Here is a 23,032-nt window from a genome sequence, read left to right as displayed (position 1 = left end):
GGAGAACCGAGCCAATTACGGAAACGATTTCACTCCTGTGATTCAGGTTACTGAAGGTTTATTGAAAACTTAGGAATTTGATTGGGATTTGAGACTTTCTGACTGTTTGGATCAGCTGAAAATTAACTTGAACATCCTAAAAAGATATCACTATGAACTATTACCAATCAAAAATTGTGATCGCCCCAGATATTTTGAGCCTTCGTCATCAGGTGGAAGCTGCCCTTAAGGAGGTTGGATTCGGGATCCTTACTGAAATCGATATTTTGGCTACGATGAAAAAGAAATTGGATAAAGACTATCCTCCATTTCTGATTTTGGGTGCTTGCAATCCGGTGTTTGCGGATAAGGTCCTAAGTGCAGAACCCCATGTAAGTGCACTTTTGCCTTGTAATGTAACGATTCGAAGTCTAGGAGCTGATTCTTTTGAAGTTTCAGTGATGGATCCAGCTGCTGCGATGGCTGTAGTTAATAATCCTGAAATCGAATCTTTGGCAGGAGAGGTGAGAACAAAGCTGATGAAAATGCTGGATTCAATTTCCGAATGATCGAAATCGAATTCGAAGCTTTATAGATTGGAGTGGTTTTTCTTGGCTTGATCAGCAATCAAGTCGTCCAATCTCAGAAATGCTTTTAGGCGGATGACCAGAGCTTGGTTAAGCGCTTCTCGGTAGAGGCGTTCATTGGTTTTTTCCAATCGATCCGCTTTTTCCAGTAAACTATTGATTTTGGAAAATGCATCTTCAAAAAATTTTTGATCATCATTATTCATTTTCACAGCCTCAATTTTACCTCTCATTTCTTGGAGGTATTTTCTGACTTCGTGCTGAAAATAGATCGAACTCATTTGGGTAATTTTCTTTGGTATTGAAGAATTAGCGATCATCTGCTGTGCATTTCCATTCCCTCAAGCATAAAAGCCGAAAGGTGTTTTAGCTGGTTTTTGGTGTTAGTTTAAGGAAGGAAAGGTTGAAGGGCGATTTTTCCTCTTTCGATGTTTCAATACTAAACAAGGATAGTCAGGTATAAATACCCACAACTGGGTATTTTTTGGAACAATTGCAGGATAGTTATCCACATTTTTAGCCAAGCCTATCAGTTTCCCTCTAGTAGATGTCATCTGATTTTCTAAATCTCATATCAAGATTATTTCTCCCTTTTAAAACATTTGGGAAGGAAAAGCAGGTAATTCCAAATCAGGAGTATATTTTCAAAAAAAATTGAAGTTAAATGAATCGAGTTTTAGAAAAGTGGAGTCTGTTTGGATGGGTTCTGATGTTGCTACTTCTTGGCTGCAAGGATCCAGAAATTGCTCCTGTTGTCAAAGGTGATGACGGAGTTGTATTTGCAGTTGATACCAAAGACAGTCAAATTCCATATATCGTAGTCGATACCAAGGGCAAGGAAATCCTTTACGAGCCAGGAGTATTGGCAGAAATGAAAATCTACAACAAGAAAAAATTAGAGCTCACTCAAGGGATTAATATCGAGTTTAGAGGGAAAACATCTTTTCGGCTTTCTGACAAGAAAGGATATAATTTTGAAACGGTGGATGGCACTGGAGAAGGGGTGGACGTTGAGCTGTTGGGATTACCTGCAGAGGAGGACTGGAGATTTGTTGGTCATGTGGTCAATTTGAATGAAAAATATGCTTGGGATCGAAGTTTGATCTTTAATCATGTGGGTTACGAGTTTTCCCGAATGATTGGAAAGTATGCGAGTCGAGGAAAATTTGTAGAACTCGAGGTCAACGGGGAATATTTGGGAGTCTATCTCCTTCAGGAAAAATTGAAAAGAGATTCCAATCGAATCGATATCAAATCGCTCAATGAAGCTTCGACCAATCTCACAGGGGGCTATATTTTAAAAATTGACAAAGCCGATGCAGGTCCTGAGCATGATGGAAAGCCGATTTCATACTTTATGAATAATTGGGAAGATGATGCTCGATATACTGCTCAAAACAGTTTCAGGAGTAATTATGACATCAATGGGAATAGACTCACATTTCCAGCCTATAGTGCTCCTTATCATCCTCAGCAGTTTCTAGAAACCTACTTTACGTATGAATATCCCAAGGCTGAAGATATTACCGCAAGTCAAAAGGACTACATCGCGAATTACATCGAAGAGTTTGAGGCAGCACTCCTTGCTGATGATTTTTCTTCGGATTTGCGGACTTACACAGATTACATTGAGGTAAGCACATTTGTAGATTATTTTCTGGTCAATGAACTAACTCGAAATGTGGATGCCTATCGTCTCAGTACCTATTTGGTAAAAAATCGGGATGGTAAACTTGAAATGGGGCCAGTTTGGGATATGAATCTCGCATTTGATGAGGGAGGAAGAATTCCAATGGATGGTTGGGTCATGAATTACAATAACTATGTATCCAATGATCCATGGATGATTCATTTTTGGTGGCCCAAATTATTGGCTGATCCACAATTTCGTCAACAGGTGAAAACTCGTTGGAATGCCATTCGAAAGGATGTCTGGAGTAATGCTAGTCTCCAAAAAGTAGTAGATGATGCAGTCAGTTACCTGAGAACCAATGGCGCCGTAGAACGAAATTATGCCAAATGGGACAAGGGCCTAGGAGTTGATTATGATGGAATTATCATTTCTCTGAAGGATTATATCAATCAACGAAGTGCTTGGATGGATTCAGAAATAGGGTCCTGGTAACCTTGACCTACTGTTCCTTTTGATTCGAAATCATCGGGAATAAGCGTAATAAATCCGCTTGAGTAGGCCGGCTTCCATATTCACAAATTTCAAATGCCTCAGCAAATTCTACTGCTGAGGCTTTTTCTTTTCCATACCAGTTTTCAAGTGCCTGTTTTACAGCTTGATTCGGGGCCAAAGCTCGTTTGGATTTAAGCCATGTGATCCGCTCTTCCTTTCCCTCAGGGATGACATCTGTTTCATTGCCAATCCACGGAAGCCACTCATAAAACTGGGAGGTATGGGCATCAAGTGCCGCTATTTTCTGATCGATGACCGAAGTAATGTCAATTACCACATCTGGCGAGAATGGATTTGGCTTTTGAAAATTGTCTTGGTAATAAAGGAAAATCGGATTTTTCCGAAGAGGAGGCGTGTCTGCTGCAATATTTGGAACTCCTACCATAAATGCGGCATCTTGAACCAAGACTCCAGTATACCGATGATCAGGATGATAGTCGTTGGGTCGGTGAGAAATAACCACATCGGCACCCCACTCTCTGATTTTCCGAATCACCTCGAGTCGGATTTCTAAGGTTGGTAACAATTCCCCATCGTGATTATCTAATACATCGTATTGGATCCCCAAACGCTTAGCCACTTCCTGAGTCTCTGCGTATCTTCTTTTGGCCAGTATTCCACCTCCCATTTCCATGTGTCCGGCATCTCCGTTTGTCACAGAAAGGAATTTGACTTCATGACCCATTTTTGAAAATAAGGCTGCTGTGCCTCCGGCCTTGATATCGCAATCATCTGGATGTGCACCGATCATTAGAATCCGAAGGGGTTTTTCTTGGGCGAAAGTCAGATTAAGCGAAAGAAGGGAAAATGCCAATATGAGGTTGATTTTTTTCATTTTGAGGGGAATATCAGATAGAAATTTGGGTCTTTATCTGAAATTTAATTCATAAAGATTAAGAAATGGAAATTTGCCACTGATAAAGGTTAATGATATCTTAAGTTTGCAGGAGTGAAGAAATGTAGAAATCACTCAGGTTAGAATTGTAAAAAATGAAGCAAGAAATTTTTGAAAAGGCGATTGCCTTGATGGAAAGTCTGGGGCTTGAAGTAGTCAAGCAAGATCGAGATCGACCTTGGGGTGGATTTTTGGTAATCAATGAGGATCAAGCGAAAGAATTTGCAGCTGAATTTTTTCCAGAGGAAGATCTTGACTCCTTGAAAATCTCAGGAAAACTCAGTCCCAAAATTTTATTGGTGGCTCCAGAAATGCGGTTGAGTTGGCAATACCATTTTCGTAGAGCTGAAATTTGGCGGTGCATTGAAGGTGAAGTGGCTGTAGCCACCAGCCTGACTGATGAAGAACAAGGTCGAGTTGTTTTGAAAAAAGGAGATAAAATCAAATTGCAGCAGGGAGAAAGACACCGATTAATAGGCTTAGAAAATTGGTGCGTCGTCGCTGAAATCTGGCAACATACTGACCGTGAAAATCCCTCAGATGAAGATGATATCGTAAGGCTTCAGGATGATTTTGGTCGATAAGAATTAAAAGAAAAGCCATCCCCAGGGATGGCTTTTTGGTTTTTTCTTAGATGCTGAACGGCAAACTGTAAATCCGCTTTCCTGTCAACTTATAAACGGCATTTGCCAACGCTGGAATGTAAGGCGGAACTGGTGGTTCACCCACCCCAGTCGGTTTTTCGGTACTTGAAACGATATGTACTTCAATTTTCTTTGGAGCCTGTGGCATTCGGATGATTTGATACGAATCAAAGTTGTTTTGCTGTACTTGGCCATTTTCGAACGTAATCGCAGAAGTCATCGCCAAACTGGTAGCAAATTGCGCTCCTCCTTCAAATTGAGACTTGATTCGATCCGTATTTACAGGGATTCCACAATCTACCGCATAATGTACTTCCGGGATCGTCAATCGTCCGTTGGCATCCTTTTCTACCAAAACGACACAAGCCACATAGGTCAAGAAGCTCTTATGCGCGGCAAATCCCACTGCTTTGCCAGCAGCCACTTGAGCCGCCCAGTTAGATTTTTCCGCTACGGCCTGAATCACCTTTTTCATTCTCCCGGTATTCCATGGGAAGTCTTCGATTTTCTCCCCATAGTTTTCATATTTTCCACCGGTTTCTTCTGCAAAACTCAAGTTTCGATCTTCGCCTAAGAGTTCGATGGCCTGCTCAATCGGATCTTTTCCTCTCATTTCTGCTATCTCATCCATCATGCATTGGATAGCAAAAGCATGGTGAATATTACTCACCGAGCGAAGCCAGCCGATTCGTGTATGAGCTTTGGACTCGTGCGTTTCAATTCGAAGATTTGGAACATCAAATGGATAATCAGTACAACCCAAACCTAATTCACCATCGGAAGGATGAAGTTCATCCGGATTTCCGGTAGCTCCAATTGCAGGGAAAACGGTATGATGGTTCCAGCCAGTCAGTTGATTAGAAGAATCTAGCGTAGCAACAATTCGCTGCGCACTTTGAGCATGGTAAAAATCGTGATGAATATCGTCCTCTCGGGTCCATTGAACTCGAACCGGAACTTTAGCAGCTTTAGAAAGAAGCGCTGCTTCCACCACTGCATCAGGTTTGGATTTTCTCCCAAATCCACCTCCCAGCAGTGTGACGTTCATTTTTACTTTTTCCAATTCAAGGCCTAAAGCTCCTGCCACAGCACCTCGGGCCCATTGAGGATGTTGAGTGGGTGCCCAGATTTCGATTGAGCCATCTCCGCGATATTCGGCAATGACTGCAATGGGTTCCATCGTCGCATGGGCATAAAATGGAGCTTGAAATGTTTTGTCCAAGACCTTACTAGCGCTGGATTTAGCGCTATTGAAGTTCCCTCGTTCTCGTCTTACCTTTCCGGGTTTCTGAGTGGATTGAACCATTTCAGCCAGTTGTTCTGCTGAGTTGTAGGTTTGATTTGGTCCTAAATCCCATTCAATTTCCAGGGCCTCTCTGCCTTTTTTGGCAGCCCAAGTATTTGAAGCTAATACAGCCAAACCTTCCAAAGGCTTGTCTAATCCTGCTGGGATTCCTGCACCTTCAATTTTAATTACCTGACTCACCCCTGGAATGGCCAATGCTTTTTCATCCGAATAAGAAAGGATTTTTGCACCTACGACTGGGCTTCTTGCGATCATTGCGATCTGCATATTGGGTAAGTCCACGTCCGCACCAAATACTGCCTTTCCTGTCGCTATGTCTTTAGCATCATAGATGGCTACATCGGTTCCAACCAATTTGTATTCCGCCAAATCCTTTGTTTTTACACTGTTCGCGTCAGGAAGTGGGAGAGTAGGAAGGATTTCTACTAAATCCCCGAACTTGACTTTTTTTCGGCTTTCCTTCAGGTGTACTTCTGAGTTTTCAGTGTAGCATTCGGCAGGATCTACGCCCCATTTAGAGGCAGCCGCTTGAATCAAAAGCTCCCTTGCTGTTGCTCCAGCTTTTCGCATCGGTTCAAAAAACATCCGAACTGAAAATGAGCCATCGGTATTCTGATTGCCATATTTTTCCTCATCTCCTTCAGCCTGAACAATTTTGATTGCATTCCAATCGGCTCCCAACTCATCCGCCATAATCATCGGCAAGGATGTTCTGATCCCTGTGCCCATTTCAGATCGGTGTGCGATCAAGGTGACCACATTATCTGATCCTATGGATATATACACATTTGGGGCAAAGGTGATTACTTCTCCACTTGGACTTGAGCATTGGAAATTGACTCCTAAGACAAAACCACCTGCTGCGAGGGATCCGATTTTTAGGAAATCTCGTCGAGAAGCTATGAATACCTTTGATCGATCCTCGGCAGATTTATTTTTTTCCTTAAACACTGGGATAAAATTTTTCATAAGCTATCGGATTAGTGTTTAGATGCGGTAAGGATGGCTTCTTTGATTCGATTGTAGGTGCCGCATCTGCAAAGATTGCCTTGCATTACAGATTCGATTTCTTCCTCTGTCGGACTTGGATTTTGCTTGAGCAAAGCTGCTGCAGACATGATTTGTCCACCTTGGCAATACCCACATTGAGGAACAACATTCTCCACCCAAGCTTCTTGGAGTGGGTGAGTCCCTTCTTTGGAAAGGCCTTCGATCGTTGTAATTTTTCCATTTCCTACTTCTGAAATAGGAAGGCTGCAGGATCGAACAGCAATATCATCCAAATGAACCGTGCATGCACCGCAAAGGGCTTGACCACATCCAAATTTGGTTCCTTTTAATTGCAGGAGGTCTCGAAGAACCCAAAGCAAAGGCATGTCTTCAGGGGCAGTTACCTCCTGTTTTTTGCCATTGATGTGAAGATTGTATGTTTCCATGGGACAAAATTTCGAATAAGGAAATAAGGTAAGAATTTAGAAAATAAGAATGGATTTAGATTAGCTACCTCTCCCACCTTGAATGTTTAGGGTTTTGGCTATGAGTTGAAATTATTTCAACCTGCCAACCATGATGCCGGATTGGGATTTGTTTCCTGCTAGATAGTCTGAAAGAGGTAAATCTGAAATCTCAACTTTTTTATTTATTGAGCTAGCATGCATTAAATGGATTCGTCCATTTTTCTCAAAAGCAAATCCCACATGCACCATGTCTAGGTTTTTGATTGAAGTAGTAATTGCGATCAAGTCACCGGATTGAATCTTCGATTCAAGGGATTGTATTTTATCTTTTGGGATAAAGTGGAAGGTCTTTTTGGAAAGTTCTACTTCTGCTTTTTTCAACTCATCCAGATTTTCAGGATCACTCAGTTGAGGATAAAACTGAGGGTTTTCAGTCATAAATGTCGGCGCATTTGGGTAATCTATGCCACCGATTTCCTTTGTAACGTCGGTGAGAATTCCTTTTTCTTCATTTCGTGAGATCCATTCTGAGAAATAATGAAGCCTGCTCGGATAGCCTTCGTTTTTTCCATAGCGATATCGGATATTTTCCAATTCATGTTCGAAGGATCCCATGGTATTTTTACCACTTTTGGCCAACCTAGCTAAGGCCACGACCGACTCTAAAAAGGTCGTACAATCGACACCTTGTAAGTTGATAACCAATTGTTCTGGTCCCGGTATCTCAAGAGTTTTTTCTACATAGTCCGTATTTAAAAACCATTGCCCAATTTCAACTGCTAGTTGATTGGGAGTGTGATTTTTATCCAAAGCTGGAAGTTGGGTTAAAAAAGATTCCAGTTTGGCTCGACTTTCTGGAGTGCAAACGGATTGCGCTTGGGTGAAAAATGGGAGGAGGACAAGGATCAATAAGTAGATTTTTTTCATAATCACTGGCTTTTTTCCAAAGACAGATTTAATGAAAATATCTCTAAAATTTCCAGCTAATTTTTATTTGAAAACTTTAAATGATGACTCAGGTTTGAGGGTTTATTTAGTTTCTGCCATCAGGATGACATTCAAAGCATGCTGCACTTTGGTAGACGAAGTTTCTAACTCCTTGATGGTCTCTGGTGACCTTAGATTGATTGCTGTGCTCATGGCAATCTATACAACTGAAACTTGCATAAGATCCAGTGTTGGTATGGCATTCGACACATGAGTCCCATTCGTTTCGATGTCTTCCAGAATAAATAGGGAAGTAAAGGGCGTCATGTTCCCGGAAGTCTGCAGGTTTCCAAGCATTGGTATAGTGACACAATATACATTCCGTATTAAAGCCCGAAGTCTGGTGATTGGGTGATCGAGTTGCGTTATAGTCGCTTTGGTGGCAGGAAATACAATCCGGGGATGCAGCTGCAAAGTTGTTCACGTCATGACAAGCTGCGCAATCATTGATCGCGTGTCCGCCTGTGAGAGGGAAGAAATCATGATCCGGGAACTGAGCTCCATCCCATGATTCGGTGGTATGACAAGACGCGCAATCCTGAGAGAAACCTAAAGCTTGGTGATCTGGATTTTTTGCTCCGCTGTAATCCGGCTGGTGGCAGGAAATACAATCCGGTGAAGCCGCTGCAAAGTTGTTCACGTCATGACAAGCTGCGCAATCATTGATCGCGTGTCCGCCTGTGAGTGGGAAGAAATCATGATCCGGGAATTGTGCTCCATCCCAAGATTCGGTGGTATGACAAGTCGCACAATCCGTACTAAATCCGAGCGCTTGGTGATCTGGATTTTTGGCTCCGCTGTAATCCGGCTGGTGGCAGGAAATACAATCCGGGGAAGCCGCTGCGAAGTTGTTGGTATCATGACAAGCCGCGCAATCATTGATCGCGTGTCCACCTGTGAGAGGGAAGAAATCATGATCCGGGAACTGAGCTCCATCCCATGATTCGGTGGTATGACAAGTCGCGCAATCCTGAGAGAAACCTAAGGCTTGGTGATCTGGATTTTTGGCTCCGTTGTAATCCGGCTGGTGGCAGGAAATACAATCCGGGGAAGCCGCTGCAAAGTTGTTCACGTCATGACAAGCTGCGCAGTCATTGATCGCGTGTCCGCCTGTGAGAGGGAAGAAATCATGATCCGGGAACTGAGCTCCATCCCATGATTCGGTGGTATGACAAGACGCGCAATCCTGAGAGAAACCTAAAGCTTGGTGATCTGGATTTTTTGCTCCGCTGTAATCCGGCTGGTGGCAGGAAATACAATCCGGTGAAGCCGCTGCAAAGTTGTTCACGTCATGACAAGCCGCGCAATCATTGATTGCGTGTCCGCCTGTTAGAGGGAAGAAATCATGATCCGGGAATTGGGCTCCATCCCAAGATTCGGTCGTATGACAAGTCGCGCAATCCTGAGAGAAACCTAAGGCTTGGTGATCTGGATTTTTGGCTCCGTTATAATCCGGCTGGTGGCAGGAAATACAATCCGGGGAAGCCGCCGCAAAGTTGTTGGTATCATGACAAGCCGCGCAATCATTGATCGCATGTCCACCAGTCAACGGGAAGAAATCATGATCTGGGAATTGAGCTCCATCCCAGGATTCGGTAGTATGGCAAGTCGCACAATCCTGAGAGAAACCTAAGGCCTGGTGATCTGGATTTTTCGCTCCGTTGTAATCCGGCTGGTGGCAGGAAATACAATCCGGTGAAGCCGCCGCAAAGTTGTTGGTATCATGACAAGCCGCGCAATCATTGATCGCGTGACCACCTGTTAATGGGAAGAAATCATGATCCGAGAATTGCGCTCCATCCCATGATTCGGTGGTATGACAAGTAGCGCAATCCGTACTAAATCCGAGCGCTTGGTGATCTGGATTTTTTGCTCCGTTGTAATCCGGCTGGTGACAAGAAATACAATCTGGGGAAGCCGCCGCAAAGTTGTTCACGTCATGACAAGCCGCGCAATCGTTGATCGCGTGTCCACCTGTGAGAGGGAAGAAATCATGATCCGGGAATTGCGCTCCATCCCAAGACTCGGTAGTATGGCAAGTCGCACAATCCTGAGAGAAACCTAAAGCTTGGTGATCAGGATTTTTGGCTCCGTTGTAATCCGGCTGGTGACAGGAAATACAATCCGGTGAAGCCGCTGCAAAGTTGTTCACATCATGACAAGCCGCGCAATCGTTGATCGCGTGTCCGCCTGTGAGAGGGAAGAAATCATGATCTGGGAATTGCGCTCCATCCCAGGATTCAGTAGTATGACAAGTCGCACAATCCTGAGAGAAACCTAAAGCTTGATGATCTGGATTTTTGGCTCCGTTGTAATCCGGCTGGTGGCAGGAAATACAATCCGGGGAAGCCGCCGCAAAGTTGTTGGTATCATGACAAGCTGCGCAATCGTTGATTGCGTGTCCGCCTGTGAGTGGGAAGAAATCATGATCCGGGAACTGAGCTCCATCCCAAGATTCGGTGGTATGACAAGTCGCACAATCCGTACTAAATCCTAGCGCTTGGTGATCAGGATTTTTGACTCCATTGTAATCCGGCTGGTGGCAGGAAATACAATCCGGGGAAGCCGCAGCGAAGTTGTTGGTATCATGACAGGCCGCGCAATCATTGATCGCGTGTCCGCCTGTGAGAGGGAAGAAATCATGATCCGGGAACTGAGCTCCATCCCAAGATTCGGTAGTATGACAAGTCGCGCAATCCGTACTAAATCCGAGGGCCTGGTGATCTGGATTTTTTGCTCCGTTATAATCCGGCTGGTGGCAGGAAATACAATCCGGTGAAGCCGCAGCGAAGTTGTTGGTATCATGACAAGCCGCGCAATCGTTGATCGCGTGTCCGCCTGTGAGTGGGAAGAAATCATGATCCGGGAACTGAGCTCCATCCCAAGATTCGGTGGTATGACAAGTCGCACAATCCGTACTAAATCCTAGCGCTTGGTGATCAGGATTTTTTGCTCCATTGTAATCCGGCTGGTGGCAGGAAATACAATCCGGGGAAGCCGCTGCAAAGTTGTTCACGTCATGACAAGCCGCGCAATCATTGATCGCGTGTCCGCCTGTGAGCGGGAAGAAATCATGATCCGGGAACTGAGCTCCATCCCAAGATTCGGTAGTATGACAAGTCGCGCAATCCGTACTAAATCCGAGGGCCTGGTGATCAGGATTTTTTGCTCCGTTGTAATCCGGCTGGTGGCAGGAGATACAATCTGGGGAAGCCGCCGCAAAGTTGTTCACGTCATGACAAGCCGCGCAATCGTTGATCGCGTGTCCACCTGTGAGAGGGAAGAAATCATGATCCGGGAACTGAGCTCCATCCCAAGACTCGGTAGTATGACAAGTCGCGCAATCCTGAGAGAAACCTAAAGCTTGGTGATCTGGATTTTTCGCTCCATTGTAATCCGGCTGGTGGCAGGAAATACAATCGGGGGATGCAGCTGCAAAGTTGTTCACGTCATGACAAGCTGCGCAGTCATTGATCGCGTGACCACCTGTTAATGGGAAGAAATCATGATCCGGGAACTGAGCTCCATCCCAAGACTCGGTGGTATGACAAGTCGCACAATCCGTACTAAATCCGAGTGCTTGGTGATCTGGATTTTTGGCTCCGTTGTAATCGGGCTGGTGGCAGGAAATACAATCGGGGGAAGCTGCCGCAAAGTTGTTGGTATCATGACAAGCCGCGCAATCATTGATCGCGTGTCCGCCAGTTAGTGGGAAGAAATCATGATCTGGGAATTGGGCTCCATCCCAAGACTCTGTGGTATGGCAAGTCGAACAATCCTGAGAGAAACCTAAGGCCTGGTGATCTGGATTTTTCGCTCCGTTGTAATCCGGCTGGTGGCAGGAAATACAATCCGGGGAAGCCGCTGCAAAGTTGTTGGTATCATGACAAGCCGCGCAATCATTGATCGCGTGGGCACCGGTTAGCGGGAATTCATGATGAAAATCTCCAGTTCCCCAGGTGATATCAGAATCTTGATGGCATTCAATGCAATTCGTAGAGAAGCCCGCCTCTCCATGGTTTGGATTTTCGGTTTCTAAAAAATCTGTTTGATGGCAGGAAATACAATCATTTCCAATTCGATCCCAGCGAAGGTTATTGTCCGAAACATGGCAATTTTCACAAGAAATAGCTTGATGCTGGCCGACCAAGGGAAATCCATTCTGCTCATGGATATTTTGGATATCCAAAGTTTGCCAAGCAGTTTCATTATGGCATCGAGCACAATCGGAGCCTACAGAATTTAGGTGAACATCTTGATGGCAGGAAACGCAGGCAGGGTTTTCAACCTTAAAATCTAAGGTTTGGTGACAGTCTGTACAAGTAACCGTTGAATGACTTCCTTTTAATAGAAAATCAGTGTCAGAATCATGTGAAAACCCATTTTCTATCGACTTAAATGACCAATCTCCTACTGTATGACACTCCTTACAGTCAATGGAAAATTTCTTTCCATGGGGATTTTGCGCAAATCCAGTTATGGAAATGAGAACCAAAAGACCGAAGAGTAGGAGATGCTTCATGGGTTGATTGCAAGCTGGATAAACTTACTTAGATAGGTTTGGCATCGGACTTCTTTTGAAAGTACTTTTTATATTTCACAAAAGCTCCTAAGCTGATTAAAATCAGGGAAATGACGGAGTAATACACCCAGTTTGGAATCGGAACTGGATCACCAGCGGCATAGGAATGAAGACCGGATAAATAGTAGTTCACCCCAAAATAAGTCATCACCACGGACGAAAGCCCAAACAAGGTAGCAACATTGTAGGCATAAACCCCTCGTAATCCAGGAATAAGTCGCATGTGGAGGATGAAGGCATAAACCAAAATAGAAACCAGCGCCCAAGTTTCTTTTGCATCCCAGCCCCAATACCTTCCCCAAGATTCATTGGCCCAAACTCCTCCCAAATAAGTTCCAACAGAAAGCATCACCAAACCTCCAGTGAGTGTCATTTCGCTTAAAAGAGAAAGTTCATTGATGATTCGTTTGGATTTGGTCAAACTGGAAGGCGTACTAAAGAGCATCAACAAGAGGTTGATCAATCCCATAATCGCTCCAAGCATCAAGAATCCATAGCTTCCAGCCTCAAGACTGACGTGAATGGTCAACCAATACGATTTTAAAACAGGCACTAAAGGAGTGATTTCCGGATCTAAGTAACTCAGCCATGCGATTAGCAGCACGGTTCCGGAAAGGATCATGGTTGCGGCCATTCCCCCGGGTGATTTTCGAGAAAAGAGTAAGCCCGCCAAAGTAGATGTCCAAGCAATGTAAATCATGGATTCATAGCCATTGGACCAAGGAGCTCTTTCCGATACATACCAACGAAGACCTAATCCTAGGGTATGGTAAAGAAATGATAAGAAGGTGACGCCAAATAGAAACCAAAGAACCTTATCCAATTTCCAGTTAGGTTGGAAAACAGATAGAAAAAGAATTGCCAAAAAGGATAATCCCAATAAGGTATTTGCCAAGGCCAGAAATCTGAAAATTTGTAGGTCATTCAGCAGGAGCTCGGCTGAAACTTGGCCTTCGCTTGGGATTAAATCTTCACTTACTTGCCGCTGAACGAGCTTGAGCCCTTCCAATAATCCACTGGCCTGAGTGTAATTTCCTGACTGAATTCCTTCTTCCAGCGCCTGGTTATAGGCATTGAAAAAGCGGGAGGCTTCAGGTTGATTTTGATTTACACTATTTGGTGCCAGCCATGAATTGTTTGGGTCATTAGCAACTGGAAAAATTCGTAAAAAACGGCCTGAAAAGATCAGATTCATGATATTGACCCGTTCATCGACTTTAATGATTTCCTTTTCAAATACTCCGCGGTCTGCAGGATTCTGATTGTTTACTTGAAGGATCAGGTCTTTGAGTTTGTAGGTCCCGTCTTTTTCAAAGAAGTCTCGGTAGGCAGCCTTTTGACCTTCAGCAACGCCGAGCAATAAGTTGAGTCGCTCATGCTTTCCTAATTTCACCAAAGGAACGCTGTACCATTCCCGACTTTGGATATACATCGAAAGCAGAACTTGGTCAGAATTCATTCCATTCCAAGTCTCTGATCCACTCACTTTTCGAAGCATTTCCTTACTTAGGGTATTCAGGGGCTTCATTCGTCCACGGAAATCCTGAACAATGACTCCTGAAAAAACTTGCGCATGACCTGCATCAATTTGTGGCACTTGGGGCATGAGCTCCACTTGTCCATAAGAAGAGGTGGAAAGGGAAAATGCCAAAACCAAAATAGAGGCTCCTTTAAGCTGGCGAAGTTTTTCAGATAAATTTTTGAAACGGGTATTTCCAAAAAAGAAGACCATCACCATGCCTATCGTCAACAAGGCGTAGCCCAAATAAGTCACATTAGTGCCCCAGAAATCATGGTTTACACTCAAGTAAGTACCCAACTCGTCTCCATCGTAAGAAGACTGGAAAAACCGGTAGCCATCGTAATCCAGAATGTTATTCATGAATATTCGGTATTCTTGGTTGGTGCCGTTTCGGTTGTCGACAAGGGTAACTTCACTGGCATAGGAGGCAGGGCTGTTTGTGCCGGGATAGCGCTCCATTTCAAAATCCCTTAGGAACAAGCTAAATGGCAAGTTTACCTCTTTGGCTCCATAGGAAATCGCCAAAACCAAGTCATCTGACTGGAAATAGGCGGGTCTTCCTGGTTGCCCGGGAGAACCGTAAATGGTTTGGTTTTTTGTTTCATTGCCAAGGGTCACTTCCAGTTCAAGACCAAGCAAGCTGCTACGGTCAATCTTTTGCTTCTCAGAAATCACGGTTAGCCTCCCTTTTTCAATCAGCCCTCCAAATACAAATTGGCCAGAGCCTGTATTGTAAAGTGCTCTAAACTGAAGCGGATTTTGCGTATTAGCCTCAAAATTTGAAAAGGCTTGAGTAGCCATTACTCGTTCACTGACTGCTTGATCAGCAGACCAATAGAGCGTGTTTTCCTGGAAAAAAAGATTGAACGCGCCGGGAATCAACTCGTCCGAAAAGTTGAAGTTAACCCCGTTGATGGTTTGTTTTGAACCAAATTCGAGGTAATACTCCATTCGCCCGGAGCTACTACCAAAAACCACATTTAAGACGGGAACACCATCATCTACCACTTCCACTTCCTGTTTTGGATTAGGAATCATGGAAAGGAGTTTGACTTTTACAGGTTTGTTCCCCAAGAGAAATTCTTGTTCAAAGTCATTTTTACCTAAAGAGGACACCAAAATGGGTTCTTCGAATTTGAATGTCTGTCCTGCCAGACTCGCTTCAAAATTGAGGTAAGGCTCATTGGAATAAATAAAATTGGAGGCGGCTCCTTCCCGGATATGCATTACTCCCTCGTAACCCAAATAGCGCGTGAGACCTGCTCCAATAAGAATCAAAATCATGGAAAGGTGAAAAATCAATTGCGCCCACTTTTTCTGTGCCACCATTCGGTAGCGAATTACATTCGAAATAAGGGTTCCTGAGAATAGAACTAGGAGTAGCTCAAACCATGTGGCCCGATAGATGAATTTTTGAGCAGCGGAGGTCCCAAAATCATTTTCGATGAATGTGGCAACTCCAATAGCTGCAGCAAATAAAAGTAAATAGAGCCCGGCAGCCCGAGTTCCGAACAATACTTGGTCAATCCGATGAAGAGTGGATTTTAGTCGGCTCATTGTAGGGAAAATTTGGCGTCCTCCATAATGATATCATAACTGTATCCTGCTCCAAAATCCACATCCAGACGAATAATACCTTCAAAAACTACCTGATGTCCAGCTGGAATATTCGATGCGGAAGTAAGTACAAAATCGTATTGGTCAGCAGATCCATCCTGAACATGGATCCAGTTTTTACCCATAATGTTGGGATTGACCTTGGTCACCGTTCCCAAGATTTTCACGGTTTGGTCTTTGTATTTTCCTGGGTTTTGAATGATTTCCTTGATGGTGGTTGCTCCTTTGACCGTAGACGGATCTACCTTTTTTGCAGGTCCAGGGCTAGAGGCTTCAGGGCTTGTAGTAGTAGTAGAAGGACCTTGAACCTGAATTTGTGAAACCAAATAAAGCTTATCAAAAACACGATCATGCTCCTCGCTTTTGAAGTTTGTTTTTAGCAATCCTCCTCGGTAGCGAAGCCGTTGTTCGGGGGAAAATTCTCCTTTGGAGGTAGCCAACCAAATCCGAGTTCCATTTTCTTCTACTTCAAGATAAGAGTACCGGTTGGAAGCCAAAACCTCCTTGATGATGGCTTCATGCCAAGCATTTGGGTCTGCCACATTAGGATCTTCGGAAGATTCAGGATTAACCAAAGTAAAGGTGTCCCCTTCCTCTGAAGGTAAAATAGGTTCTATTTTTTTTGCATTGGAGCAGGCAAAAATTCCAGCCACAAGGCCAATAAGGAGTAGTTTAGAAAACGTGCTGAGGTACTTCATATTAAAACCGCTGGGTGAGGTTGATGTTAAATCGATGGGTAATCGTGGAATTTCGAGTGGAGTAATCGTAAAGCAGCCGAAGCGACAATCGATTGGTAATATCTAAGTTGGTATCCATCCCGGCATATACTTGCCAAGTATCTGGAGTTTCAGTATTAAAATAACTGTAATTCAGGTATCTACCATACGGAGCAAGGGTGATTCTTCCTTTCCAAAAATCTTTGGAGTAGCGTACCAAAAAGGATTGATAGCTGAGAAAGGCATTTTTGTTGAGCGAGCCCATCAGCATCAAGTTTCCTTGGATGCCGGGGATTTTGGTAAACTGAAGCGTTGAGCTGATTTGAGAATATTCATTCTTTTTGTCGCTTTGAAGCCGACGGCTCATAGCTACTCCCCAGCGGACATATTTGCTCAATCGGTAATTGGCTCGCAATCGAAGTCCTGTTCGATAAGGATCATCCCGAAGCAATCGATCTAGTTCCTCTGCAAAAGACTCATAGAGAATAAAGTTTCTACGGACATCGTAGGATGCTGAGACATTGAAGGCTGATGAAAATCGGTAATTAGCGGTGAGGAATAAATTGGAAAGTCGGGTAGACATTCCACCCAATCCGCTGGAATCTTTCTGGTAAAGGTCCATTTCAGAACTTGCAAAAAGACTTACCTTTTCGGATAAATTACTTTGATGCTGCATGTATAAGTAGCGTCTATCCGTCAATCTTTTATTGGTCTGCTCCATAAAACCCACACTTGTAAATGCGCTGTGGGATTTATTATGATACAATCCGGCATAAGCACCAAATTGGAGTAAATCGGTATTGAGTCCGAATGAAACTGGGTCAGGTCTAAATCCTGCTACGACACCTCCAAAGCCAATTCTTCCGTTTTTCTCCAATTTTAGTCCGTCCATCGCACCGACAGAAACCATGTTTCGATTGATAAATCTTCCTGCGGTGATAGTAAATTGATCTTCTACATTATAATCCAAGGCGAATTCATACAAAAAGAATTTCCCAAAAACATCCTGTTGAGCATTTCGATCAATTCTATTTTGTCGGTAGCGGGCATAGGTTCTGAAGGAAAGACCGGAGCCATTAATATCATCCGCATGTGCGCTGATTCTAGCGACAGATCTAGAGCTAAAATCTCCTTCGGTCAAACTTGAATAATTATTTACAGCGACAGTGCCCCTCAAGGTTTCTTCCTTTTTCTCCACTTTCGGAGCCACTTTAGCAGTTGATTTTCGTGGGACGGGCGTTGGAGCGGGACTTGGTTTTTCTTCCTTCTTTTCAATTGGCTTTGGAACCAAAGCCAAAATTGGATCTCCCACTTTAAAGGTGTTTCCTGGAATTGGTTTTGCGATGACCGAAACAGAGGATTTTCGATACAACACCAGAACTGCGATTTTACTTTGATTTTGTACTCGGTATAGGGTGTCTCCGACTTGAATTCGGTCGGTTTGATCAAAATTCAGGTAAATATTATCAGAAGTTAAAAAGGTAACCTTTCCTTGAATGGAATCCATGACGGCAGAAGATTGCTGCGCTTTTCCGGTCAGCACCCATCCAAAAAACAAGAACAGAAGTAGGATCAGTTTTTTCATAGTGGCTTAGTCTTCTTTTCCATTAGGGTGACAGGCATAGCAGGCATTACTTTCATACTGGAAGTTTCGAACCTCATCATGTTCTCGCGTGACTGCAGTTCGATTGCTGTGTTCATGACAGTCGATGCAGCTGAATGATTTGTAACTTCCAGGTGTAGTATGACATTCTACACAGGAATTCCATTCTCCTCGGTGAGTTCCCGAATAGATTGGGAAAAACTCCGCATCATGGTCTCGGAATCCGGCAGGGGACCATGCCTCTGTGGTATGACAAAGCGTGCAATCCGTGGAAAATCCCGATTGTTTGTGATTGGGATCTTGGGTGGCATTAAAGTCATCGATATGGCAGGAGATACAATCAGTTGACAATCCTTTGTAATCGGATCCTTGATGGCAAGCAAAACAATCCGCGACCGAGTGCCCCCCTGTCAATGGGAAAAACTGATGGAAATTTTCTGAACCCGCCCAGCTTCTCGCTTGAATGTCATGACAATCCGAGCAGGAAAGTGAAAATCCAGCGGATTGGTGATTTGGGCTGTTTGTGCTTTGGTAATCGGGTAAATGGCAATTGACACAATCTGCTCCTAATCGATTCCATTGAAGGTTGGTTTCTGAGACATGGCAGGACGCGCAATCTGCCAATTGATGTTGTCCGAGTAGCGGGAATCCATTTTGCTCATGGAGTTCCGGGATTTCGTCGACCAGCCAGTTTTCGGTGTCATGGCAACGGAGGCAGTCATTTCCGACCGAACCTGTGTGCACGTCCAAGTGACATGAAATGCAATTCGATTTTGCTTCCTCAAAAATCAAGGTAGAATGGCAGTCCACGCAGGTCAACTCCTCGTGCCTTCCATCCAAAGTAAATCCTGTCTTTTCGTGATCAAATCCTGCTTTTTCTGCATATCCCCAACTCCCTGCCGAATGGCAGGATTTGCAGTCTTGGACGAGGTTTTCCCCGTGAGGGCTTTGAGCCCACACCGAAAAACTCACCAAGAGTTGAGTCAATATTAAGAATGACAGTCTCTGCATTCGAATTTTTTGATTTTATACAAGATCTGTTCTGGCTGATTCGGTACTTGGGTAGGTGTGTGGCAAGACGCACAGTCTACTTCAATATGTTTTCCTTCTAATGGGAACTGGGTGTTGGCGTGATCAAAATTGCCCGCATCCCAACCTGGAAGAAGGGTATGACAACTTGTACAATCCACTGATTCAGGAAGTCCAAATTGATTGCCATGGGGATTGGTATGGCAATCCACACAATTTTGACTCAGGCCAGAGAATTTTTGATTACTGTAGTTTGAATTGAAACTGTCTCCTTGGATATGGCAGGATTTACAAGAAACGTCCTCATGCGCCTTTTCTAAGGGATAGGCAGTCTGTGCATGATCAAATTTTACTTCGCTCCAACTGTTTTCCGAATGGCAGCTCAGGCAGTTTTGATTGGGATAAAATTTCTCCGAGATAAATTCCTGGTGGATGTTTTCATGACAATCGACGCAGGAAGTTCCCAAGTCTGCAAATTCCCATTTGTCTTCACTGATGTGACAGGAGAAACAAGGAGTGGCTTCATGACTTCCCATTAAAGGAAATGAGGAATTTTGGTGTTCGTCTAGTCCGTAGGTGGTGTAAGTAAATGGCTCAGTAAGGGTATGGCAACTGTTGCAATCTGGGACCGGACTAGTATCCGCAAAATCTCCTTCGTGATAGTCTTTATGACAATCCATGCATTTTTGGTGCTTCAGATTTCGGGTATAATTTCCCGAAGTATGACATTCTTTACAGTCTACTTGTACATGAAGCCCCTCTAGCGGAAAGGAGGTGAGGTTGTGGTCAAATTTATTGCCTTGCTTTAGACGGTTCCAACTCGATTCGGTGTGGCATTCGGTACAAGAATTTCCCAAATTCCCTTCGTGCACATCCTCGTGGCAATCCACACAATTGGCGAATTTGATTCCTGAAAATTCCTGAAATGGTTTGCCGTTTCGGGTAGTTTCCTGATGGCAATCTTTGCAATCAACCTCGACGTGAGCACCTTTCAGTTTAAAATCAGCCTGATTATGATCAAATAAATCAGCAGGAGCCCAGTCGTTTTGATTATGACATTCCGTGCAATTTTTATCTAGGGTGTTTTGATGGTAGTCGTCATGACAATCCAAACAGGTAATACCCATCCCCAAAAAGGTACCTTCTAATTTTTTGATTTCAGGGCTTTTGATTAGGTCGGGCTTGTGACAATCCCGACAATCCACTTGAACGTGCGCGCCCTCTAGTTCGAAGCCGCTGAGGTTGTGGTTGAATTTCTTTTGATCAAATCGATCTAAGTCAAAGTTCAGTCCGTGATGCTCACTGTGACAATCCACGCAGGTTTTTTGCGCTACTTCTTTCGAAGCATGGTATCCTCGATCTTGATCAATTAGGGTTTTGATTTCCTTGTGGCAATCCAGACATTTTTGATCGGAAATTTTTTCACCGATGGTGTGGCATTGGGTACAATTTTTCATGCCTTCCCATTTGCTGTGACCTTTGGATAAATCACCAGGAGACAACTGGGCCCATGAAATGGAAGTCCAAAAAAGCAATGAAAGAAAGAGCCAGGCCTTTGTCATGATTTCTTGGATTTGCTTTTATGAACCCGGACTACTTTGCCAAACTTTTTCTCGACATTAATGCCGATGTTTTTCAGGAAAGGAAGCGGAAGTTCCCCTCCAGCGAAGATAAATACCCGATCATTTGGTATTGTTTCTTGCGTATTTTGGTCTTTTTTCCAGAGAAGGACCGACTTTTCTTTAATTTCTCGGGCTTCAGAATTCAGGATCACCTGGAGTTTTCCTTTTTCGATCGCATTTTCCAGATTTTTTTGGTTTTGTGGCTTGATACGGGCAAACTTTTCACTTCGATAGGAAAGGGTCACTCGATTGGTATCCATGAGAAGCATGGCTGATTCCACAGCAGAATCTCCACCTCCTACGACCAGAATATCCATGTTTTGAAAATGTTCAGGTTCGAGGAGTCTATAAAAAACCTTTGGTAAATCTTCCCCTGGAATGTTCAGTTTTCTAGGAGTACCTCTTCGACCCAAAGCAAGTAAGATTTGATTGGCTTCAAATTCCTCTCCGTTTGCAGCTTTGATTCTAAATCCGCCTTCGGGTAATGGAAGGATGGATTCTACCTTGGTGTGTTCCCTAACGGTGATCTGATGATCTTTGATTAAGGTTTTCCAGAAGGTCAGCACTTCTTGTTTGGAAGTATTGAAGAATTTCACCTTCCCGTAAATCGGTAAATCCACCGGGCGGGTCATGATGACTTTCTCCCGAGGAAAAGTAAAGACCGTGCCTCCCAGAGAATCTTGTTCGAGGATTTCAAAGGTCAATCCTCGTTGCAGCGCATTTAGTCCCGCTCCGATACCTGCAGGCCCAGCGCCTACGATAATAAGATCTAATCTACCTGGAGTGGAAGGAAGTCGTTTTTCAGAAAGGTAATTGATCGCCTGTACACCCTGCTCAATGCTGTTTTTGATCAAGCCCATGCCTCCCAATTCTCCAGCAATAAATATTCCGGGGATATTCGTTTCATAATTGGGCTGAATATGAGGTAAATCTACTCCTCGGGTTTCTGTGCCTATTCGAAGCGAAATAGCCTCTACCGGGCATGCGTGGAAGCAGGCCCCATGACCAATGCAACTGGTCGCATTGATGACACTGGCCTTTCCATTGACTACACCAATTACATCTTCTTCAGGGCAGGCTCTAACACAAGCGCCACTTCCTATGCAAGAGTCGAGATCAATAAAGGGATGAAGTGAAATCGGCTCAAATCGGCCAAGTTCTTTTGCCTCCTCTATTTTCTTCTGGATTTCTTTGGATTTATTTTTCTCATGGACCATATAAAAAAACACCAGCCCGAAGCAAATCAGGAAGGTGACGGTATAAATAAACCAAGTCTCTAATAATAGATCGATCAGAAAATCCATCGGTAACCAAGGGCTAGGGTCGCAATCACGTGGACTACAAGGATGACAAACATGATTAGGGCGAAAGGACGGTGGGCTACATGCCAGTATTCGAAGAGTTTTTTCATCAGATCGAGATTTTTGAGTCGACGCTGAATGAGGTACTCTTGCTTGGCAAGATTCCAAATCCTGTTTTGTTCTACTTTTTCCAAAGAGGAGGTTCGAATGGTTTTCCGAATGGTTCGTAGGCCTGAAAACTCCAAGGCATTACTTTGGCTTAGTTGCAGCAGCCCGGATTTTTGTAACTCGAGCTGGAGATTTTTATGAAGATTTTCAACTTCCACAAATTCCAGTTCCTTGCCCGACTCACTTCTAGGGATTCGGATGTATATAAATCGTCCCACCACTCCGCTAAGTACGACCACTACCATGCTCCAAAAGGAGATGCTGACGATTCCGTTAAACTTAAACGTAGTATGGAAAAGGATCAGGATGGGGCCAAGCGTGCAGAGGAAGATGTGAAACTCCAGCATGTATTTGATTCTCACCCACCGCTCCAAAAATCCATATTGTTTTCTTGCGATGTAGAGGATTACTCCAATGGTGACTAGGAGAGTGCCAACTATGCCCAATCCATGACCAAATGCTCCAGAAGGCTTAAACCAATCGTAATGTTCATGATAAAAGCGCTCTTCAACCGGCAGAGAATAGTAGTCATAACCCGTGTAAAAAAGGTATGCAGTTACCACGACCACGGTTACTACCATGGACCATACGAATAGGGCATGAAGCAATCTATTCATTTTAAAACTGATTTTGTAGGAAAAGCCTACGGGTGAAAACTAGGTAATAAAGAATGTATTGGTGGTTTAAAATTAGTTTAAACGGATACCAAGTCAGTTAAATCTAGCTTAAGATTTCCTTAAGATTTCAATAAAAAATCATTGTTTATGATGATTTTTTGCAGGTTTTCAAAATAAAAAAATTCAAAAATGAATTTTGTAAAAATAAAATTGCG

Annotated in this window: 16 protein-coding genes; 3 read left to right on the top strand and 13 right to left on the bottom strand. The window is 43.8% G+C overall.

Annotated elements, in window-relative coordinates; translation table 11 throughout:
• Nucleotides 1-152 precede the first annotated feature (152 nt).
• On the top strand, nucleotides 153-548 hold the full coding sequence (locus AO498_RS15605) for a DUF302 domain-containing protein (protein ID WP_067549724.1): 396 nt from the start codon (nucleotides 153-155) through the stop codon (nucleotides 546-548).
• Nucleotides 549-568: 20 nt separating this feature from the next.
• On the opposite strand, the gene AO498_RS15600 is transcribed toward AO498_RS15605, so the two are convergent.
• The gene (locus tag AO498_RS15600) at nucleotides 569-847 is read right to left on the bottom strand and encodes a hypothetical protein (RefSeq protein WP_148660265.1); all 279 of its coding nucleotides are present in this window, start codon (nucleotides 845-847) and stop codon (nucleotides 569-571) included.
• A 383-nt stretch (nucleotides 848-1,230) separates the two neighbouring features.
• On the opposite strand from AO498_RS15600, the gene AO498_RS15595 reads away from it, so the two are divergent.
• Nucleotides 1,231-2,691 carry a CotH kinase family protein gene (locus AO498_RS15595; protein WP_067549721.1) on the top strand — a complete coding sequence of 487 codons (1,461 nt, stop codon included), beginning with the start codon at nucleotides 1,231-1,233 and terminating at the stop codon, nucleotides 2,689-2,691.
• Between the two features lie 7 nt (nucleotides 2,692-2,698).
• Here AO498_RS15595 and AO498_RS15590 read toward each other — a convergent pair whose 3' ends face one another.
• Nucleotides 2,699-3,586 (bottom strand): PIG-L deacetylase family protein, encoded by an 888-nt coding sequence (locus tag AO498_RS15590; protein WP_067549719.1) that lies wholly within the window; start codon nucleotides 3,584-3,586, stop codon nucleotides 2,699-2,701.
• A 155-nt stretch (nucleotides 3,587-3,741) separates the two neighbouring features.
• Here AO498_RS15590 and AO498_RS15585 point away from each other — a divergent pair, with 155 nt between their 5' ends.
• Nucleotides 3,742-4,230 carry a cupin domain-containing protein gene (locus AO498_RS15585; protein WP_067549717.1) on the top strand — a complete coding sequence of 163 codons (489 nt, stop codon included), beginning with the start codon at nucleotides 3,742-3,744 and terminating at the stop codon, nucleotides 4,228-4,230.
• Between the two features lie 46 nt (nucleotides 4,231-4,276).
• On the opposite strand, the gene AO498_RS15580 is transcribed toward AO498_RS15585, so the two are convergent.
• The 11 genes from AO498_RS15580 to AO498_RS15530 all read right to left on the bottom strand — a co-directional run bounded on the left by AO498_RS15580 (nucleotide 4,277) and on the right by AO498_RS15530 (nucleotide 22,817).
• Entirely contained in the window at nucleotides 4,277-6,565 is a 2,289-nt protein-coding gene (locus tag AO498_RS15580) for a xanthine dehydrogenase family protein molybdopterin-binding subunit (RefSeq protein ID WP_067549715.1), read from the bottom strand.
• An 11-nt stretch (nucleotides 6,566-6,576) separates the two neighbouring features.
• A complete protein-coding gene (locus AO498_RS15575) occupies nucleotides 6,577-7,032 on the bottom strand; it encodes a (2Fe-2S)-binding protein (protein WP_067549713.1) in 456 nt (151 codons plus the stop codon).
• Nucleotides 7,033-7,143: 111 nt separating this feature from the next.
• A complete protein-coding gene (locus AO498_RS15570) occupies nucleotides 7,144-7,980 on the bottom strand; it encodes an N-acetylmuramoyl-L-alanine amidase-like domain-containing protein (RefSeq protein WP_067549710.1) in 837 nt (278 codons plus the stop codon).
• Between the two features lie 106 nt (nucleotides 7,981-8,086).
• Complete coding sequence (locus AO498_RS15565) at nucleotides 8,087-12,562, bottom strand: hypothetical protein (RefSeq protein ID WP_067549708.1); 4,476 nt, start codon at nucleotides 12,560-12,562, stop codon at nucleotides 8,087-8,089.
• A 28-nt stretch (nucleotides 12,563-12,590) separates the two neighbouring features.
• Nucleotides 12,591-15,701, bottom strand: coding sequence for a cytochrome c biogenesis protein (locus AO498_RS15560; protein WP_067549706.1), 3,111 nt, complete (start codon nucleotides 15,699-15,701; stop codon nucleotides 12,591-12,593).
• Nucleotides 15,698-16,459, bottom strand: coding sequence for a GW dipeptide domain-containing protein (locus AO498_RS15555; RefSeq protein ID WP_067549704.1), 762 nt, complete (start codon nucleotides 16,457-16,459; stop codon nucleotides 15,698-15,700). The genes AO498_RS15560 and AO498_RS15555 overlap by 4 nt, the downstream gene beginning before the upstream one ends.
• 1 nt (nucleotide 16,460) lies before the next feature.
• Nucleotides 16,461-18,062 carry a TonB-dependent receptor gene (locus tag AO498_RS15550; RefSeq protein ID WP_148660264.1) on the bottom strand — a complete coding sequence of 534 codons (1,602 nt, stop codon included), beginning with the start codon at nucleotides 18,060-18,062 and terminating at the stop codon, nucleotides 16,461-16,463.
• Nucleotides 18,063-18,068: 6 nt separating this feature from the next.
• A complete protein-coding gene (locus AO498_RS15545) occupies nucleotides 18,069-19,091 on the bottom strand; it encodes a hypothetical protein (RefSeq protein ID WP_148660263.1) in 1,023 nt (340 codons plus the stop codon).
• A complete protein-coding gene (locus tag AO498_RS15540) occupies nucleotides 19,070-20,671 on the bottom strand; it encodes a cytochrome c3 family protein (RefSeq protein ID WP_067549698.1) in 1,602 nt (533 codons plus the stop codon). Before AO498_RS15540 ends, AO498_RS15545 begins: the two co-directional genes overlap by 22 nt.
• On the bottom strand, nucleotides 20,668-22,035 hold the full coding sequence (locus tag AO498_RS15535; protein ID WP_082792270.1) for an NAD(P)-binding domain-containing protein: 1,368 nt from the start codon (nucleotides 22,033-22,035) through the stop codon (nucleotides 20,668-20,670). The genes AO498_RS15540 and AO498_RS15535 overlap by 4 nt, the downstream gene beginning before the upstream one ends.
• Nucleotides 22,023-22,817 (bottom strand): hypothetical protein, encoded by a 795-nt coding sequence (locus AO498_RS15530; protein WP_202814233.1) that lies wholly within the window; start codon nucleotides 22,815-22,817, stop codon nucleotides 22,023-22,025. The genes AO498_RS15535 and AO498_RS15530 overlap by 13 nt, the downstream gene beginning before the upstream one ends.
• Nucleotides 22,818-23,032 lie beyond the last annotated feature (215 nt).

Origin of the sequence: Algoriphagus sanaruensis (assembly GCF_001593605.1) — a bacterium.
Classification (GTDB): domain Bacteria; phylum Bacteroidota; class Bacteroidia; order Cytophagales; family Cyclobacteriaceae; genus Algoriphagus; species Algoriphagus sanaruensis.
This window is presented reverse-complemented; position numbering and strand designations above follow the sequence as displayed.

Bases quoted from the DNA above. Each gene is read 5' to 3' on its own strand.
- AO498_RS15605 (WP_067549724.1), top strand. From the start codon at position 153: ATGAACTATTACCAATCAAAAATTGTGATCGCCCCAGATATTTTGAGC.
- AO498_RS15600 (WP_148660265.1), bottom strand. From the start codon at position 847: ATGAGTTCGATCTATTTTCAGCACGAAGTCAGAAAATACCTCCAAGAA.
- AO498_RS15595 (WP_067549721.1), top strand. From the start codon at position 1,231: ATGAATCGAGTTTTAGAAAAGTGGAGTCTGTTTGGATGGGTTCTGATG.
- AO498_RS15590 (WP_067549719.1), bottom strand. From the start codon at position 3,586: ATGAAAAAAATCAACCTCATATTGGCATTTTCCCTTCTTTCGCTTAAT.
- AO498_RS15585 (WP_067549717.1), top strand. From the start codon at position 3,742: ATGAAGCAAGAAATTTTTGAAAAGGCGATTGCCTTGATGGAAAGTCTG.
- AO498_RS15580 (WP_067549715.1), bottom strand. From the start codon at position 6,565: ATGAAAAATTTTATCCCAGTGTTTAAGGAAAAAAATAAATCTGCCGAG.
- AO498_RS15575 (WP_067549713.1), bottom strand. From the start codon at position 7,032: ATGGAAACATACAATCTTCACATCAATGGCAAAAAACAGGAGGTAACT.
- AO498_RS15570 (WP_067549710.1), bottom strand. From the start codon at position 7,980: ATGAAAAAAATCTACTTATTGATCCTTGTCCTCCTCCCATTTTTCACC.
- AO498_RS15565 (WP_067549708.1), bottom strand. From the start codon at position 12,562: ATGAAGCATCTCCTACTCTTCGGTCTTTTGGTTCTCATTTCCATAACT.
- AO498_RS15560 (WP_067549706.1), bottom strand. From the start codon at position 15,701: ATGAGCCGACTAAAATCCACTCTTCATCGGATTGACCAAGTATTGTTC.
- AO498_RS15555 (WP_067549704.1), bottom strand. From the start codon at position 16,459: ATGAAGTACCTCAGCACGTTTTCTAAACTACTCCTTATTGGCCTTGTG.
- AO498_RS15550 (WP_148660264.1), bottom strand. From the start codon at position 18,062: ATGAAAAAACTGATCCTACTTCTGTTCTTGTTTTTTGGATGGGTGCTG.
- AO498_RS15545 (WP_148660263.1), bottom strand. From the start codon at position 19,091: ATGCAGAGACTGTCATTCTTAATATTGACTCAACTCTTGGTGAGTTTT.
- AO498_RS15540 (WP_067549698.1), bottom strand. From the start codon at position 20,671: ATGACAAAGGCCTGGCTCTTTCTTTCATTGCTTTTTTGGACTTCCATT.
- AO498_RS15535 (WP_082792270.1), bottom strand. From the start codon at position 22,035: ATGGATTTTCTGATCGATCTATTATTAGAGACTTGGTTTATTTATACC.
- AO498_RS15530 (WP_202814233.1), bottom strand. From the start codon at position 22,817: ATGAATAGATTGCTTCATGCCCTATTCGTATGGTCCATGGTAGTAACC.